This window comes from Lentzea sp. NPDC058436 (genome assembly GCF_042721515.1).
Taxonomy (GTDB): Bacteria; Actinomycetota; Actinomycetes; order Mycobacteriales; family Pseudonocardiaceae; genus Lentzea.
In genome coordinates this window covers 1,341,685-1,355,633 of sequence record NZ_JBHXLF010000002.1, presented here as the reverse complement: position 1 = coordinate 1,355,633, position 13,949 = coordinate 1,341,685, and the positions used below count along the sequence as shown (strand labels likewise).

The following is a 13,949-nucleotide window of genomic DNA, read 5'->3' as shown; positions in this document are numbered from 1 at the left end:
TACCGGATAAGACACGCGGTTGCCGATAGGAAACCTTGTGTCATACGCTGCGGACGGACCACAGGAGGAAGTCGATGTCGGATCGCAGGGGCGTGCTCGTCACCGGGGCGTCACGCGGAATAGGCCGCGCCACAGCCATGGCCTTCGCGGAGAAGGGGTATCGGGTCGCCGTCCACTACGGCAGCCGGCGCGAGGACGCCGACGAGACCCTCGCCCGGCTCCCGGGGACAGGACACGCGGTGTTCGGCGGCGACCTGGCCGACCCCGACGCCGCCCGCGGGCTCGTGGCGGACGCGGTGGACCAGCTGGGGCAGGTGGACGTGCTGGTCAACAACGCCGCCGTCGCGCCGGGCCAGGGCAACCTCCACCCGCTGGACACGGCCTCGTGGGACGGGTGGACCGCCGCGTGGAGGTCGATGATCGACGTGAACCTGCTCGGGGCGGTGAACGTCACCTGGGCCGTGGCGCAGCACCTCGTCGACAGGGGCGCGCCGGGCAGCATCGTCAACGTCGGCTCGCGCGGCGCGTTCCGCGGTGAACCCGACTACCCCGCCTACGGCGCGACGAAAGCGGCGCTGCACGCGTTCGGGCAGTCCGCCGCGGTCGCGCTCGCCCCATACCGGATCTCGGTCACGTCGGTCGCGCCGGGGTTCGTCGCCACCGAACGCCAGACCGCGAAGCTCGCCGGCACCGAGGGTGACGCCGTGCGCGACCAGAGCCCGTTCGGCCGGGTCGGCACACCGGAGGAGATCGCCTCCGCCATCATCTACCTCGCCTCGCCTGAGGCCGCCTGGTCCTCCGGCGCGGTCGTCGACCTCAACGGAGCCTCGTACCTGCGATGACATCACCACAGAAGACGTGCGTCGCGATCCGCCACCTGGCCTTCGAGGACCTGGGCCTGATCGAACCGCTGCTGCGCGAGCAGGGCTACGCCATCCGCTACCTGGACGCCGGAGTCGACGAGCTCGACGACGCCGCAGACCTGCTGATCGTCCTGGGAGGCCCGATCGGCGCCAACGACGGGCACCGCTATCCCGTGGTCGACCAGGAGATCGCCCTCCTCCGGCGACGGATCGCCGCCGGCCTGCCCACTCTCGGGATCTGCCTCGGCGCCCAGCTGATCGCCCGCGCGCTCGGCGCCACCGTCGCGCCGTCCGGCACCACCGAGATCGGTTACGGACCGCTCACCCTCACCCGCGAGTCCGTGCTCACGCCACTCGCGGAGGTCTCCGTGCTGCACTGGCACAACGACCGGTTCGCCATCCCGGCCGGCGCGACCCACCTCGCCTCGACGGCGGCGTGCGACAACCAGGCCTTCACCTACGGCGACAACGTCCTCGCCCTCCAGTTCCACCTGGAGACCCCTCCGAGCGACGTCGAACGGTGGCTGATCGGCCACGCCGAGGCGCTTTCCGCGGCGGGCATCGACCCGGCGGACATCCGTCGCGATGCCGCCGAACTCGGCCCCGCCCTCGTCGCCGCCGCGACGGAGGTGATCCGCGGCTGGCTGCACACGATACGCAACGATCAGTAAACTGCCCGTCGATGCCGGAAACCCGCCACTCTGTCACGCCGTCCGCCGCGCCCAGCGGTGGCGGCTGGCTCGACCACGGCTTCCACGTCGACGTCCACTCGCACACCGACGGGCAGCTGGTCTACGCCGCCTCCGGAGCGCTCGCCACCTCGACCGAGCGGGGCACGTGGGTGGCGCCGGCGAACCGCGTCACGTGGACGCCGCCCGGATTCGAGCACTCGCACCGGTTCTACGGCCGGACCGACGTGCGCATCGTGGCCGTTCCGGCGGCTCTGTGCGCACCACTCGTCCCCCACCCGAGCGTGTTCGCGGTGAGCCCGTTGCTGCGGGAGGCGGTCCTGGCGCTGATCGACCGCCCGGAGTCCCGGCCGGGTGCGCACGCCCGGCTGCTCGGGGTCGTGATCGACGAGCTGGTCGAGACGCCGGCGCTGTCCCTGCACCTGCCGGAACCGCGCGACCCCAGGCTGCGCGCCGTCACCGAACTCCTGCACGCCGATCCGGGTCGCACCTCGACGCTGACCGAGCTGGGCCGGCTGGTGGGCGCGAGCGAACGCACGCTCAGCCGCCTGTTCGACGCCGAGCTCGGCATGAGCTTCCACCGCTGGCGCACCGTTCTGCGGGTGCACCACGCCGTCATCCACCTCACCGGCGGCGTATCGGTCACCGACACCGCGATCGCCTGCGGGTGGTCGAACCCGTCCAGCTTCATCGACGCGTTCAGCGCGGTGACCGGCCAGACGCCGGGGCGCTACCAAGCCGGCCTGTAGCCCGAAGTTGGCGGGTTTCCGCTATCCGCTGTCGGCATCCCGGTGGGGCGGTGCGCCCACAACGTCCACTGTGGAAACCATGAACGAACACACCAGCGTCGTCATCGTCGGCGGCGGAGTCGCCGGTCTCGCGCTCGGCAACTTCCTGCAGCGCAGCGGAATCAGCTGCGTCGTCTTGGAGAAGCGCACCCGCGCGCACGTCGAGCAGCGGCAACGCGCGGGCTCCCTCGACGCGAGCGGCGTGCGCATGTTCCGGCAGTGGGGACTGGACGAGGCGTTCGCCGACTCCCCCACGTACTCCGCGGAGTCGTCCGACATGCCGATGCTGATCGACGGCGAGACCCGGTACTGGAAGCACGACGAGGACGACACCGGGGACGACGCGATCTTCTGCCCCCAGCAGGTCCTCGTCACCAACCTCACCGCGATCTTCCTCCGCGAAGGCGGTGATCTCCGCTTCGAGGCCTCCGACGTCTCGATCAACGTCGACAAGCCCACCGTCACGTACACCGACCCGTCCGGCGCCGTCAGGTCGATCAGCTGCGAGTTCGTCGCCGGAGCGGACGGGTTCCACGGCGTCAGCAGGAAGTCCGTCCCCGCCGACGTCCTCACCTGCGACACCCACGAGTTCGGCTACGCCTGGGTCAGCGTCCTCGCCGAGGTCCACGCCGACCCCGCGGCCGTCATGGCGGTGCACTCCCGCGGCTTCTCCGCCCAGATCACCCGCGGCCCCGGCAAGAGCCGCGTCTACCTCCAGTGCCCGCTCACCGACACCGTCGAGCAGTGGCCGGACGAACGGATCTGGAGCGAGCTCGCTGCACGGTTCGGGCGCTCCGTGACGCCAGGTCCCGTCACCACCAAGCAGATCGTCCCCCTGCGCGGCGTCGTGTTCAGTCCCCTGCGCCACGGCGACCTCTACCTGCTCGGCGACGCGGCGCACCTCATCTCCCCGATGAGCGCCGAGGGCATGAGCCTCGCCCTGCACGACGCCGAAACCCTCGCCCGTGCCGTCGTCCAGCACGTCGACACGGGCGACTCACGACTGCTCGACGAGTACTCGGACACCTGCCTGAGCCACATCTGGAACCGCCAGCAGTCCGCGATCTGGATGACCGAGACCATGCACGACTCCGGCGACGCCTCCTACCGCGGCGAGTTCCTCAGGCAGATCGCCAGGGTCAACCTGGAGACGCTCCTGAAGCCCGCCACGACCTGACCCCGTTTCAGAGCAGCTTGTCCTGCGTGATGGGCAGGTCCCGGACGCGCCGTCCGGTGGCGTGGTAGATCGCGTTGCCGATGGCGGCCGGCACACCGGTGATCGGCGTTTCGCCGAAACCACGCGCGCCCAGCGCCGTGCTGCCGGGGTCCGGTTCGTCCACGAACAGCGCTTCCAGCCGGGGAGGCGCGTCCGCGCACACCGGCACGAGGTAGGTCGACAGGTTCGGGTTGACCACCCGGCCGGTGTTGCGGTCGTACACGGTGTGTTCCATCAACGCGTAGCCGATTCCCCACGTGACGCCGCCGAGGACCTGACCACGTGCGGTGCGGCGGTTCATGACCCTGCCGATGTCGTGGGCGGTCACGACGCGCGTCACCCGGACCGAACCCAGTCGCGCGTGCACGCGGACCTCGGCGAACACGACGCCGTAGGACAAGCCGGGGAGGTTCGGGCCGCTGCCGGTCCCCTCCACCGGCTTGCCCGCCCTGCCCACCACGGCGCGGTAGCTGTCCCTGCGCTCCTGGCCGTGGACCAGCAGGCCGTGCCTGGTCTCGACCTCGCCGGCCGGCACCCCGAACAACGGTGACCGCCGGTCGGCGACGGCGAGTGCGACCACCGCGTCCCGTGCGGCCCTGGCCGCTCGATCGACGGGACCGCTGACGCTCGCGATCGTGGCCGACGCGGCGGACAGGCCGGCGGCGGGCAGGACGGTGTCACCGATGGTCGCCCGGACGTCGTCGAGGGGAAGACCCGTGGCGTCGGCGACGATCTGGCTGATGATCGTGTAGGTGCCCGTGCCGATGTCCTGCGTGGCGATCCGCAGCACGGCCTTGCCGTCCAGACCGACCGTCACCGAGGCGGTGGACGGCATGGCGCCGAACGTGTGCATCTCGCTCGCCATGCCCCAGCCGACGTACTCGGACCCGTCCCTCGTCATGCCCGGCTTCGGTTTGCGCCGCGACCAGCCGAACTCCTTCGAAGCCATGTCGTAGCACTGGAGGAGGTGCTTGCTGCCGTACCGCTGACCGGTCTCCTGGTTGACCTCGGTGTGGTTGCGCCTGCGCAGTTCCAGCGGGTCCAGGCCGAGCTCCCAGCTGAGCTCGTCGAGGCCGGTCTCCAGTCCGAAGTGGGCGGTCGTCTCGGGCGAGCGCATGTAGCTGGAGGTGGCGACGTCGAGACGCACACCTTCCTGCCGCACGAGCACGTTCGGGCAGTCGTAGAGGAACCTCGTCGACTCGCTGCTGTTGAAGATCGACTCCTCCGTGGCGCTCAGCTGCGCCGTCGAGGTGTTGAGGAGCGCCGTCAGCTTGCCCGCTCGGGTCGCGCCGATCCGGACGTGCTGGCGGAACTCCGACCGGTGGCCCGTCAGCGTGTACATCTGGGCCCGGCTGAGCACCAGCCTGATCGGACGGCCCAGGACCCGGGCCGCCGCGGCGTTGATGAGGGTGTGCGGCCAGACGGGCCCCTTCGCCCCGAAGCCACCGCCCAGGTACGGGGCCACTACGCGCACGTTCGCCGGAGGCAGGCCGAACGCGGCGGCGACCGTCGCCTGCGTGACGTTCACGCCCTGTGCCGTCTCGTGCAACGTCAACCTGTCGCCGTCCCAGAGCGCCGTGGTCGCATGCGGTTCGATCGGGTTGTGGTGGCGGGTGGCACTGGAGTAGCGCGCTTCCACGCGAACCTCGGCCTGCGCCAGCGCGGCTTGGGCGTCGCCGCGCACGATCTCGTTGGGGCGGTTGCGAAAGGGTGGTGGGAGGTAGGGCGGACCGCTCGCGTCGTCGAGCACCGCCCGCGGCCGTTCGGCGCGGTACCGGACGGCGACGAGCCGGGCCGCCTCGTGCGCCTGCTCGACGGTCTCCGCGACCACGACCGCCACCGGCTGGCCGGCGTGGTGGATCGTGGTGCCCTGCATGGGGATGAACCCCTTGAGGTAGGGGAACGCCGGCATGGTCAGCCTCGGCAGGTCCTGGTGCGTCAGCACCGCGACGACACCGGGATGCGCCAGGGCAGCGGCCGTGTCGATGCCCGTGAGCTCACCCTTGGCCACCTCGCTGGTGACCAGGAACCCGTGCAGGGCACCGGGAACCGGGTTGTCCGCCGCGTACCGGGCGGCACCCGTGACCTTCGCGCGGCCGTCCACCCGCGCGACGGGACGTCCCACCAGGCTCGTCATCGCACTCCCCCGAGATCACTCAGCAGCTCGGCGAGCGCCCGCTGCACCAGCTCGACCTTGAACTCGTTGTCAGGCCTGGGTTTCGCGTCGCGCACGAGCGCACGGCCCGCCTGCTCGATCCTCGCCACCGTCAGCTCCTTGCCCCGCAGTTCCGCTTCCGCCTCGGCGGAACGCCACGGCGTGGTCGCGATCCCACCGAACGCCAGCCTGATGTCCCGCACGAAGCGTCCGCGAAGGTCCACGGCGGCCGCGACGGAGACCACGGCGAACTCGAACGTGGCGCGGTCGCGCAGCTTGAGGTACCGCGACCTCGCCGCGACCGGGTGCCGGGGCACCTCGACGGCGGTGATCAGTTCGGCGGGTCGCAGGGCCGTCTCGACGTGGGGCGTGCTTCCGGGACGGCGGTAGAACTCACCGATCGGAATCCGTCGCACGCCATCGGGCCCGAGCACGTGCACGGTGGCGTCGAGCGCGGTCAGCGCCACCGCGAGGTCGGAGGGGTGCGTGGCGATGCAGCTCTCGCTGCCTCCCAGCACCGCGTGGCCGCGGTTCCACCCTTCCAGCGCGGAGCACCCGCTGCCGGGAACGCGCTTGTTGCAGACGGCAACGGTGTCGCGGAAGTAGCCGCACCTGTTGCGTTGCAACAGGTTTCCGCCGATCGCGGCCATGTTGCGGACCTGGGGTGACGCGGACGCCAGCAGCGCCTCGGCGAGCACCGGGAACCGGTTCCGGACCGCCGGATGTTCCGCGACGTGCCTCATCCTGGCCAGCCCGCCGATGCGCAGACCGGTCGAGGACTCCGTGATTCCGGCCAGCCCGAGCCCGTTCACGTCGATCAGGCGCGGGGGCTGCTGCACACCGTCCTTCATCAGGTTCAACAGGTCGGTACCACCCGCGATGAAGGACGCCCCGGACGTCTGACGGGCCTCGCGGACGGCGTCGTCCGGATCCCGCGCGACGACGTAGCTGAAGGACCTCACCTCCGCACCTCCTTCGCCGCGTCGGCCACGGCGGCGACGATGTTCTGGTAGCAGGCGCACCGGCAGATGTTGCCGCTCATCCACTGCCGGATCTCCTCCTCCGAACCGGTGTGGCCCTCCTGGATGCAGGCGACCGCGGACATGACCTGCCCCGGTGTGCAGCCACCGCACTGGAACGCGTCACGGCGGATGAACGCCTCCTGCACCGGGTGCAGCCGGTCGCCGTCCGCAAGGCCCTCGACCGTCGTGATGGCGCAGTTCTGACGCATGACCGCCAGCGTCAGGCACGACTTGATCCGTTCACCATCGATGAGAACCGTGCACGCGCCGCACTCCCCGCGATCGCAGCCCTTCTTCGTGCCCGTCAGGTCCAAGCGCTCGCGCAGTGCGTCCAGCAGCGTGACTCTCGGCTCGACCACCACCGTGTGCCGCCGCCCGTTGACCATCAGGGTGATCTCGCCCGCCTCGGACACGGGCGGGTCCGCGAGCGCTCTGGACGACACGAGAGCGCTGCCGGCAGCAGCCGCGGCCGTGGACTTCAGCACGGTTCGGCGCGTGTGGACCGCGGGTGGAGATGAGTCGGACACCGCTTCTCCTCAGGTTCGACCGGGGTGTATCAGCGTTATATGACTTCCGCTAACACCGATAGCGTAGCGCGGGTCTGTAACGCCTTCAAGGTCGATGCTGTAACCTCGTTATATGGCGTCGTCAACGCGAGAGCAGATCCTGGAAGTCACGGCGACGCTGCTGAGCGAGGTCGGCGCCGCGGCGGTGTCGATCCGCGACGTGTGCCAGGCCGCCGGGGTCACGGCGCCGACCGTGTACCACCACTTCGGGGACAGGCAGGGCCTGCTCGAAGCCGTTGCCGCACAGGGGTTCGAGCGCTACCTCGCCACGAAGCAGGGTCTCGGGGCGTCGGCGGACGCACTGGACGACCTGCGGGCGGGCTGGGACCGGCACGTGGAGTTCGGCCTGACGAACCCAGCCTCGTACCAGCTCATGTACGGCCCCACCAGCAGCCGCACCCACGCGTCGGCGCAGCAGGGTTTGAAGGTGCTCCACGCGATGCTGGTCCGGCTCGCGCAGGAGGGACGCCTGTCCACGACGCCGGACGAAGCCGTTCCGTTCATCCACTCCGCGTGCGTGGGCACGACGTTGACACTCCTGTCCGACCCCGCGAACCCCGCCCACCGCGGCCTGTCGGACCGGGTCCGCGACGCCATCTTCGCCGCGATCATCACCGGGCAGGACGCCGACAGCGATGCGGAGAAGGTCCTGGCGACCCAGGCGGGCACGTTGCTGGCGACCCTGGCCGGCCGGAGCGACCTGGACCTGTCACCGGGCGAGCGCCTGCTGCTGACGGAGTTGCTGACCCGCCTGACGTGACGTCACGTCAGGCGGGTCGGTCCTGTCAGGAACGATCGGACGAGAAGTCCTGCTTCAGTTCGGCGAAGTCGAGCACGGCGTCAGCGAACGCGGCAGGCTCCTCGACGTGGCCGAGGTGCCCGCTGTGCTCCAGGACGACGAGCCGCGAGTCCGGGATCAGCTCGTGCAACTCCTCCGCCCACCGGACGCCGCACACGACGTCGTACCGCCCGACGACCACCAGCGCCGGCACCGCCAGGGAGCCGAGCACCTCGCGGTCGTTGATGACGTCGGGTTCGAGGTGCTCGTCGAGGCCCGAGAGGTGCGTGCCGCTGATGGCCGCCCGCAGCGGGGCGAACTCCTCCTGCCTGCCCCAGTAGTCCGCGAGGTAGGCCGGAAGCAGGCCGCGCAGGGCGTCGACCATCTCCTCGTCGGTGGAGATGGACCCGGTCGCCTGCAGCGCGCCGAGCACCGCCGGCAACTCGGGGTTGTCCGCGTTCCTGCCGGCGAAGACCTCTACCTGCGCCATCGCCTCGGCGACGTGGTCCGGCCCGGTCAGCGGCGCGCTCTCGTACAGGACGACGCCCGCCACGCGTTCCGGGTGCCGCAACGCGAAGTGCTGCGCGACGAAACCGCCGTGGGAGTGCCCGATCAGGAACGCCGACCGCACCCCGAGGTGGTCGAGGAGCCCGACGAGAGCCTCGGAGTAGCGGTCGCGGGTGTAGCCGTTGGGGTGCGAGCCGAGACGGCCGGACCCGCCCGTGCCCAGCGGCTCCACGTAGACCATCGTCAGGCGGCTCTCCAGCGCGGGCATGCGCAGGTACTCCCAGAACACGCCCGGACCACCGGGGTGCGCCAGGCAGACCGGCCCGGCGCCGTGCACGTGGTAGCTCTGCACCACACCGCCGATCTCGACGGTGTGGGTGCCTGCGGCCAGCGGGCCGCGTACTCGGGTGTTCACAGTGCTCTCCGTCCGAACTGGTGTTGATGACACCGGCAAGGCGCGGAGACGAGGCGAAAGTTCGATCCGATCGATGTGACGGCCGCCACTACTTCGCCGCAGAGCGGTGGAACAGGCTCGACCGGCTCACGCGACGGGGTGGAACAGGCGCAACTGGCTCACGCGACGGTCCTGCAACGTCATCACCCACGTCACGGCGGGCGGGCAGTGCTCGGGGTCGTCGGCGGGGTTGAGGATGTCCATCTCCCAGATCGTGATGTCCGGCCCCACGACCGTGTCGACGAACCGCTGGCGCACACCGGCCTCCAGGTCGCAGGCGGCACCCCGGACCAGGAAGTCCCGCCCGCCCACCGGTTCGCGCCCGTCGAACAACATGGCCTCGGGCGCCCACCGCTCGGCCATCAGCCGGCCGAGCTGTCCCCGGTGCATCGCCTCCAGCGTCTCCAACCCCTCCCGGCGACTGGCCGCGGCCAGCGCCGCCGCGTCGCCGTGCGCGGTGGCGGCGGTCTCCGCCAACGCCGCGCCGAGCCGGGAGCGGGCCTGGTTCAGACGGCTGCGGACCGTCCCCACCGGAACGCCGCAGAGAGTCGCGATCTGCTCATAGGTGCTCGCACTGCTGAAGTGCCGCAACAGAACGGTCATGCGCAACGCGGGAGCGAGCTCACCGATCGCGTGCCACAACCAGTCCCGCATGGCGTGCTTCTCGACGATCCGTTCCGGACTCTCGTCGGTGACGAGTTCGGGATCCGCCACCGGCCGCGACACCGCGGCCGAACGCAACCTCGTCCGGCATCCGTTGCGCACGATCATCCGCAGCCACGCACCGACGGCCGCCGGATCCCTGAGGTCCCCGATGCGGCTCAGCGCGACGAGCATCGCGTCCTGCACGGCGTCCTCGGCGTCGGGACCGTGCCCGACGACGCTCAGCGCCACCGCCCGCATGCCGGCCTCGTGCCGCGCCAGCAGCACGCCCAGCGCGGCGACGTCCCCGGCCTGGGCGGCACGGGTCAGTTCCTCGTCGGCAGGCAACCCGTCCACTCCCCCGATGATCGACATGGGCCGATGTCAGGCTACCTCCGCACTTTCGGGGTCGACCCGGCAGCGACGGTTGACTTTGCAGCGGCTGCAACGTTGAGGATCGTTCCATGGACGAACGCACGGACCTGCTCACCATCGGCCGGCTCGCACGCAGCACGGGCATCTCCGCGCGCACCCTGCGGTTCTGGTCGAACGAGGGCGTCATCGCGCCCGCCGGCCGCTCACCGGGCGGCTACCGGCTCTACGACACCGCGTGCGTGGCCCGCGTCGAACTCGCCCGCACCCTGCGGGAGCTGGGCCTGGGGCTCGACGACGTGCGCCTGGTGCTCGAACGCGGGGCGACCGTCGCCGAGATCGCCGACACGCACGTGGCCGCGATCGACGCGAAGATCCGCGCCCTCAGGGTGAGTCGCGCCGTCCTGTCCACCGTCTCGAAACGACAGTCGACCCTTGAGGAGACAGCACTGATGAACCGGTTGGCCCGGCTCTCCGCCGCCGAACGCGCGCAGATCATCGACGACTTCAAGGCGGACGTGTTCGGCCGCCTCAACATCGAGCCGGGGTTGCGCGAGCGGGTGCGCGACCTCAGCATCGACCTGCCGGAAGATCCCACGCCCGACCAGGTGGACGCCTGGATCGAGCTGGCGGAACTCGTGCAGGACCCCGGCTTCCGCGCCCGCCTGGGAACGTTCATGGAGCTCAACACGCCCACGCCCGGCCAGAAGGCACCGCCCGGCGCGACCATCTGGTGGGCCCGGCAGGTCGTGAACACCGTCGCGCGGGCCAGGGAGAACGGCCTCGCCCCGGACGACCCCGCCGCCGCGGAGCTGGTCTCCGGCATGTTCGGGGATGCCGACCTCAGCGCGGTGCTCGTCTCGCTGCGAGCGGGGATCGACGCGGGCGCCGAGCGGTACCGGAGGCTGGTGAGCCGTGTTCAGGGGCGACCTGGCGCGCCCGACGCCACGGAAGACCTGCGGTGGCTGGCCACTGCTCTGCAGATAGCCACGGCTGAGGCGAACGAGAACTAGAGCTACCCGTTCAAACTAATCAATCACGAATACATCCACTCTCCGTATCAAATGGCGAAATTCGGCGCAGCGCATTCAGCCGTTCGAGTTATCACATTGCGATCATGTTGCTACTCTCCGCATCAGGGAGGTACTTCATGACAGAGGGTGACACGCTGGACGGGGGCCAGGACCACGAGGCCCGGCTCGCTGAGCAGCACCATCGGCTCGCGCTGGCCAGAGCGGGGTACACGCCGCCGGCGCCGGAGCCGTACGAGCTGGAGGACTCGGTCGCCACGGCACCGGGCGTGAGCGTCGTGGTGCGGGACCGCCGGGTCATCTGGCTCGACGTCCACCCGGAACTGGTCGCGCAGCCGCCCGGTGCCGTGGCGCAGCCGATGAGAGACGCCATCAACGCCGCGCTGGAGCAGTCGTTGATCGACACGCCCGGCGCCGGTGATCCGGGACCCGACCTCGCCGCGCTGGGTCAGCAGCTCGCGGACTTCACCCGGCAGGGTGGCGAGGCGCTGCGCCGGATCCAGGTCCTGCTGGAGGCGTCGATGGCGAAGACCGGCATCCGCGGTGACAGCACGTCCCAGTACGTCGACCACCTGTTCCAGGACGCCATGGGAGTGGTGGCCTCCACGCAGGCGGCGCTGTCGGCGGACCCGGCGCCGCTGGTCGTCGGCGAGGGCAGCGACGACGACAACGAGATCACCGCCGCGGTCTCCGGCGGCCAGGTCCACGCCCTGACGCTGACGGTCGTCGCGTTGCAGTACCCGCTCGCGCAGCTCACGCAGGCGGTGATCCAGGCGGTCAACACCGCGATCGACGAGTGGGAACGCCTGTCCGGCGCGGCGGACAGGCCGGCGCTGGACGTCGCCGCGTTGCAGGCGGTCAGCGAACAGGCCGAAAAGGTCCGCGAGCAGAGCATGCAGCACCTGCGCGCCTACACGACGAACCTCACCTCGATCATGCGCACCGTCGACTAGGGAGTGACAACGATGTCCGGGATGGAAGTGTCCGCCGAGATGATCGGCGGATCCGCGAAGGAGATCCTGGGGACCGGCGATTCCCTGACGAGTGACATCGCCGCGTTCCGCAGCCAGGTCGAGGCGCTGACCGGCGCGTTCGGCGGGGACGAGCTCGGCTCGGCGCTGGGCACGATCTACCAGATCGTCTCCGAGGCCGCGTTCGAGTCGTTCGAGGACAACGCCGACGGTCTCGCGGAGATCGGCCACAACCTGCAGGGCATGGCCGACGACTACTCGGCCGTCGAGACCGCCAACCAGGGCACGTTCCAGCAGCTGTTGGGAGAACAGGCATGACCACCGGCATGATGCTGCCCCCGGAGCTGTCCGGGCTGCTCAACACCCTGGGCTTCAACTGGCCGGAGAGCGACGAGGGCAAGCTCTTCGACCTCGGCGGGCTCTGGTCCGATTTCGCCGACCGGCTCGGCCCCGCCGCGGCCGCCGCGGAGGGTCACGCTCAGCAGGTGCTGAGCGGGAACAGGGGCGAGGCCATCGACGGCTTCAAGGCGTTCTGGACCGACGAGGAGGCGCCGAAGAAGAACCTCGAGGACGGTGCCACCGCCTCGTCGCTGATCGGCGCCGGCCTGTACGTCTGCGCGGGCGTCGTGGTCGCGCTCAAGATCGCCGTCGTCGTGCAGCTGGCCATGCTGGCCGTCCAGATCGCCCAGGCCATCGCCACGGCGGTGCCGACGTTCGGCCTCTCGCTGCTGGAGATCCCCATCTTCAAGGAGATCACCTCGATCCTCCTCGACCAGGCGATCAACCTCGCCATCAGCCAGGTGCTCAATGCCTAAGGTCAAGAAGCCCAAGGCGAACAGGACCATCACCAACGCCGGGGTCTTCAACCCCATCGGCACGAAGCTGCGCACGGCGAAGCGCCCGGCCGGCAACGACGTCAAGGCGCTCGACGTCGACTCGTACGCCAACCTCAAGAAGCGCGAGAAGGTCGGCGACAACCTGGAGCACGACCACATCCCGTCGTCGGCCGCGCTCAAGCGCGCGGAGGAGAAGCGGCTCGGCCGCAAGCTGACGAAGCAGGAGGCCGACGCCCTGCACAACAAGGCGAACGCCATCGAGGTCCCGAAGGACGTCCACGCCAAGAGCGACACGTTCCGCGGCAAGAACACGAAGAAGCAGATCGAGGACGACGCGGCGGACCTCAGCAAGGCCGCGAACAGGGACTACGCTACGACCCGCAAGAACCTCCTCGCTCACGGCTACTCGGCCAAGGACGTCGACGCGGCCCTGGACAAGATCAAAGCCGAGAATCGGAAGAAGGGCATATGACCACGGTTTCCGGAGAGATCACCGTGCTGCTGGACGTGCTGGGCCACCGCCAGGGCGACAGCCGCATCCTCGACGCGATCGTCCTGGTCGGCCCCGCCATGGAGGTCAGCGAGTACGACTTCGACGGCGAGAAGTCCACGTACTTCGTCTTCAAGGAGGCCGGCACGGAGCTGCTCTTCGAGGACGACGTCCTGGCCTCGGCGATGGTGCGGACCCAGCCGGATCCCGAGGACGACACCTACGGCGAGTACCCGCGTCCCGCCGAGCTGGTGCAGGGGCTCTCCGCCACCGCCACCCGCGACGAGGTCACGGCGTTCCTGGGCAGTCCGGAACGCAGCGGCCCGAGCTTCGACCGCTACGAGGTCAACAACCGCTACCTGCACTTCGAGTTCGGCGCGAACGGCCGGGTCGCCCGGATCTCCGCGCTGCTCGAACCGGTCTAGGCACTGGGTTCACGAACGCGGGCCCCCCCCCCCCCCCCGGGGGGGCCCCCCCCAACTGGGGATGAGAGTCGGTTAGGCCCCCCCCCCCCCCCCCAGCACAGTACAAGGAGAAGAGAAAAGAAAAAAAAACACAAAAAAAAACAC

The 13,949-nt window shown here is 70.0% G+C and carries 16 protein-coding genes; 11 read left to right on the top strand and 5 right to left on the bottom strand.

The genetic code is table 11. The annotated features are described in order from the left end of the window. Window positions 1-74 precede the first annotated feature (74 nt). The 4 genes from ACFWN2_RS13435 (at window position 75) to ACFWN2_RS13420 (ending at window position 3,517) form a co-directional block, all read left to right on the top strand. On the top strand, window positions 75-842 hold the full coding sequence (locus ACFWN2_RS13435) for an SDR family NAD(P)-dependent oxidoreductase (protein WP_382427330.1): 768 nt from the start codon (window positions 75-77) through the stop codon (window positions 840-842). After that, complete coding sequence (locus tag ACFWN2_RS13430) at window positions 839-1,534, top strand: glutamine amidotransferase (protein ID WP_382427329.1); 696 nt, start codon at window positions 839-841, stop codon at window positions 1,532-1,534. Before ACFWN2_RS13435 ends, ACFWN2_RS13430 begins: the two co-directional genes overlap by 4 nt. 11 nt (window positions 1,535-1,545) lie before the next feature. Further along, the gene (locus ACFWN2_RS13425) at window positions 1,546-2,301 is read left to right on the top strand and encodes a helix-turn-helix domain-containing protein (protein ID WP_382427327.1); all 756 of its coding nucleotides are present in this window, start codon (window positions 1,546-1,548) and stop codon (window positions 2,299-2,301) included. Between the two features lie 79 nt (window positions 2,302-2,380). After that, window positions 2,381-3,517 carry a 4-hydroxybenzoate 3-monooxygenase gene (locus ACFWN2_RS13420; RefSeq protein WP_382427326.1) on the top strand — a complete coding sequence of 379 codons (1,137 nt, stop codon included), beginning with the start codon at window positions 2,381-2,383 and terminating at the stop codon, window positions 3,515-3,517. Window positions 3,518-3,524: 7 nt separating this feature from the next. On the opposite strand, the gene ACFWN2_RS13415 is transcribed toward ACFWN2_RS13420, so the two are convergent. From ACFWN2_RS13415 to ACFWN2_RS13405, 3 genes are read right to left on the bottom strand one after another with little or no spacing between them, the layout of a single operon-like run. Then, window positions 3,525-5,693, bottom strand: a complete 2,169-nt coding sequence (locus ACFWN2_RS13415) for a xanthine dehydrogenase family protein molybdopterin-binding subunit (protein ID WP_382427324.1) — start codon at window positions 5,691-5,693, stop codon at window positions 3,525-3,527. Beyond that, window positions 5,690-6,673, bottom strand: a complete 984-nt coding sequence (locus ACFWN2_RS13410) for an FAD binding domain-containing protein (protein ID WP_382427323.1) — start codon at window positions 6,671-6,673, stop codon at window positions 5,690-5,692. Before ACFWN2_RS13410 ends, ACFWN2_RS13415 begins: the two co-directional genes overlap by 4 nt. Then, entirely contained in the window at window positions 6,670-7,260 is a 591-nt protein-coding gene (locus tag ACFWN2_RS13405) for a (2Fe-2S)-binding protein (RefSeq protein WP_382427321.1), read from the bottom strand. Before ACFWN2_RS13405 ends, ACFWN2_RS13410 begins: the two co-directional genes overlap by 4 nt. A gap of 112 nt (window positions 7,261-7,372) precedes the next feature. On the opposite strand from ACFWN2_RS13405, the gene ACFWN2_RS13400 reads away from it, so the two are divergent. Then, entirely contained in the window at window positions 7,373-8,059 is a 687-nt protein-coding gene (locus ACFWN2_RS13400) for a TetR/AcrR family transcriptional regulator (protein ID WP_382427319.1), read from the top strand. 25 nt (window positions 8,060-8,084) lie between these two features. Here the strand turns inward: ACFWN2_RS13400 and ACFWN2_RS13395 are convergent, their stop codons facing one another. Both ACFWN2_RS13395 and ACFWN2_RS13390 read right to left on the bottom strand, forming a co-directional pair. Further along, window positions 8,085-8,999: an alpha/beta hydrolase gene (locus tag ACFWN2_RS13395; RefSeq protein WP_382427317.1), complete on the bottom strand. Its 915-nt coding sequence runs from the start codon at window positions 8,997-8,999 to the stop codon at window positions 8,085-8,087. 126 nt (window positions 9,000-9,125) lie between these two features. Continuing rightward, window positions 9,126-10,055: an RNA polymerase sigma factor gene (locus tag ACFWN2_RS13390; protein ID WP_382427316.1), complete on the bottom strand. Its 930-nt coding sequence runs from the start codon at window positions 10,053-10,055 to the stop codon at window positions 9,126-9,128. 89 nt (window positions 10,056-10,144) lie between these two features. Between ACFWN2_RS13390 and ACFWN2_RS13385 the strand changes: the two genes are divergently transcribed. The 6 genes from ACFWN2_RS13385 to ACFWN2_RS13360 all read left to right on the top strand — a co-directional run bounded on the left by ACFWN2_RS13385 (window position 10,145) and on the right by ACFWN2_RS13360 (window position 13,805). Continuing rightward, complete coding sequence (locus ACFWN2_RS13385; protein ID WP_382427315.1) at window positions 10,145-11,065, top strand: MerR family transcriptional regulator; 921 nt, start codon at window positions 10,145-10,147, stop codon at window positions 11,063-11,065. Between the two features lie 137 nt (window positions 11,066-11,202). Next, window positions 11,203-12,036, top strand: a complete 834-nt coding sequence (locus ACFWN2_RS13380) for a hypothetical protein (RefSeq protein WP_382427314.1) — start codon at window positions 11,203-11,205, stop codon at window positions 12,034-12,036. A gap of 12 nt (window positions 12,037-12,048) precedes the next feature. After that, the gene (locus tag ACFWN2_RS13375; protein ID WP_382427313.1) at window positions 12,049-12,372 is read left to right on the top strand and encodes a WXG100 family type VII secretion target; all 324 of its coding nucleotides are present in this window, start codon (window positions 12,049-12,051) and stop codon (window positions 12,370-12,372) included. Further along, window positions 12,369-12,869, top strand: coding sequence for a hypothetical protein (locus tag ACFWN2_RS13370; protein ID WP_382427311.1), 501 nt, complete (start codon window positions 12,369-12,371; stop codon window positions 12,867-12,869). The genes ACFWN2_RS13375 and ACFWN2_RS13370 overlap by 4 nt, the downstream gene beginning before the upstream one ends. After that, window positions 12,862-13,362, top strand: a complete 501-nt coding sequence (locus ACFWN2_RS13365; protein ID WP_382427310.1) for a hypothetical protein — start codon at window positions 12,862-12,864, stop codon at window positions 13,360-13,362. The genes ACFWN2_RS13370 and ACFWN2_RS13365 overlap by 8 nt, the downstream gene beginning before the upstream one ends. Beyond that, window positions 13,359-13,805 (top strand): hypothetical protein, encoded by a 447-nt coding sequence (locus ACFWN2_RS13360; RefSeq protein WP_382427308.1) that lies wholly within the window; start codon window positions 13,359-13,361, stop codon window positions 13,803-13,805. Before ACFWN2_RS13365 ends, ACFWN2_RS13360 begins: the two co-directional genes overlap by 4 nt. Window positions 13,806-13,949: the final 144 nt, after the last annotated feature.

Coding starts and splice junctions, on each gene's coding strand:
- ACFWN2_RS13380 (WP_382427314.1), top strand. CDS start 11,203: ATGACAGAGGGTGACACGCTGGACGGGGGCCAGGACCACGAGGCCCGG.
- ACFWN2_RS13375 (WP_382427313.1), top strand. CDS start 12,049: ATGTCCGGGATGGAAGTGTCCGCCGAGATGATCGGCGGATCCGCGAAG.
- ACFWN2_RS13400 (WP_382427319.1), top strand. CDS start 7,373: ATGGCGTCGTCAACGCGAGAGCAGATCCTGGAAGTCACGGCGACGCTG.
- ACFWN2_RS13435 (WP_382427330.1), top strand. CDS start 75: ATGTCGGATCGCAGGGGCGTGCTCGTCACCGGGGCGTCACGCGGAATA.
- ACFWN2_RS13420 (WP_382427326.1), top strand. CDS start 2,381: ATGAACGAACACACCAGCGTCGTCATCGTCGGCGGCGGAGTCGCCGGT.
- ACFWN2_RS13430 (WP_382427329.1), top strand. CDS start 839: ATGACATCACCACAGAAGACGTGCGTCGCGATCCGCCACCTGGCCTTC.
- ACFWN2_RS13370 (WP_382427311.1), top strand. CDS start 12,369: ATGACCACCGGCATGATGCTGCCCCCGGAGCTGTCCGGGCTGCTCAAC.
- ACFWN2_RS13390 (WP_382427316.1), bottom strand. CDS start 10,055: ATGTCGATCATCGGGGGAGTGGACGGGTTGCCTGCCGACGAGGAACTG.
- ACFWN2_RS13365 (WP_382427310.1), top strand. CDS start 12,862: ATGCCTAAGGTCAAGAAGCCCAAGGCGAACAGGACCATCACCAACGCC.
- ACFWN2_RS13360 (WP_382427308.1), top strand. CDS start 13,359: ATGACCACGGTTTCCGGAGAGATCACCGTGCTGCTGGACGTGCTGGGC.
- ACFWN2_RS13415 (WP_382427324.1), bottom strand. CDS start 5,693: ATGACGAGCCTGGTGGGACGTCCCGTCGCGCGGGTGGACGGCCGCGCG.
- ACFWN2_RS13425 (WP_382427327.1), top strand. CDS start 1,546: ATGCCGGAAACCCGCCACTCTGTCACGCCGTCCGCCGCGCCCAGCGGT.
- ACFWN2_RS13385 (WP_382427315.1), top strand. CDS start 10,145: ATGGACGAACGCACGGACCTGCTCACCATCGGCCGGCTCGCACGCAGC.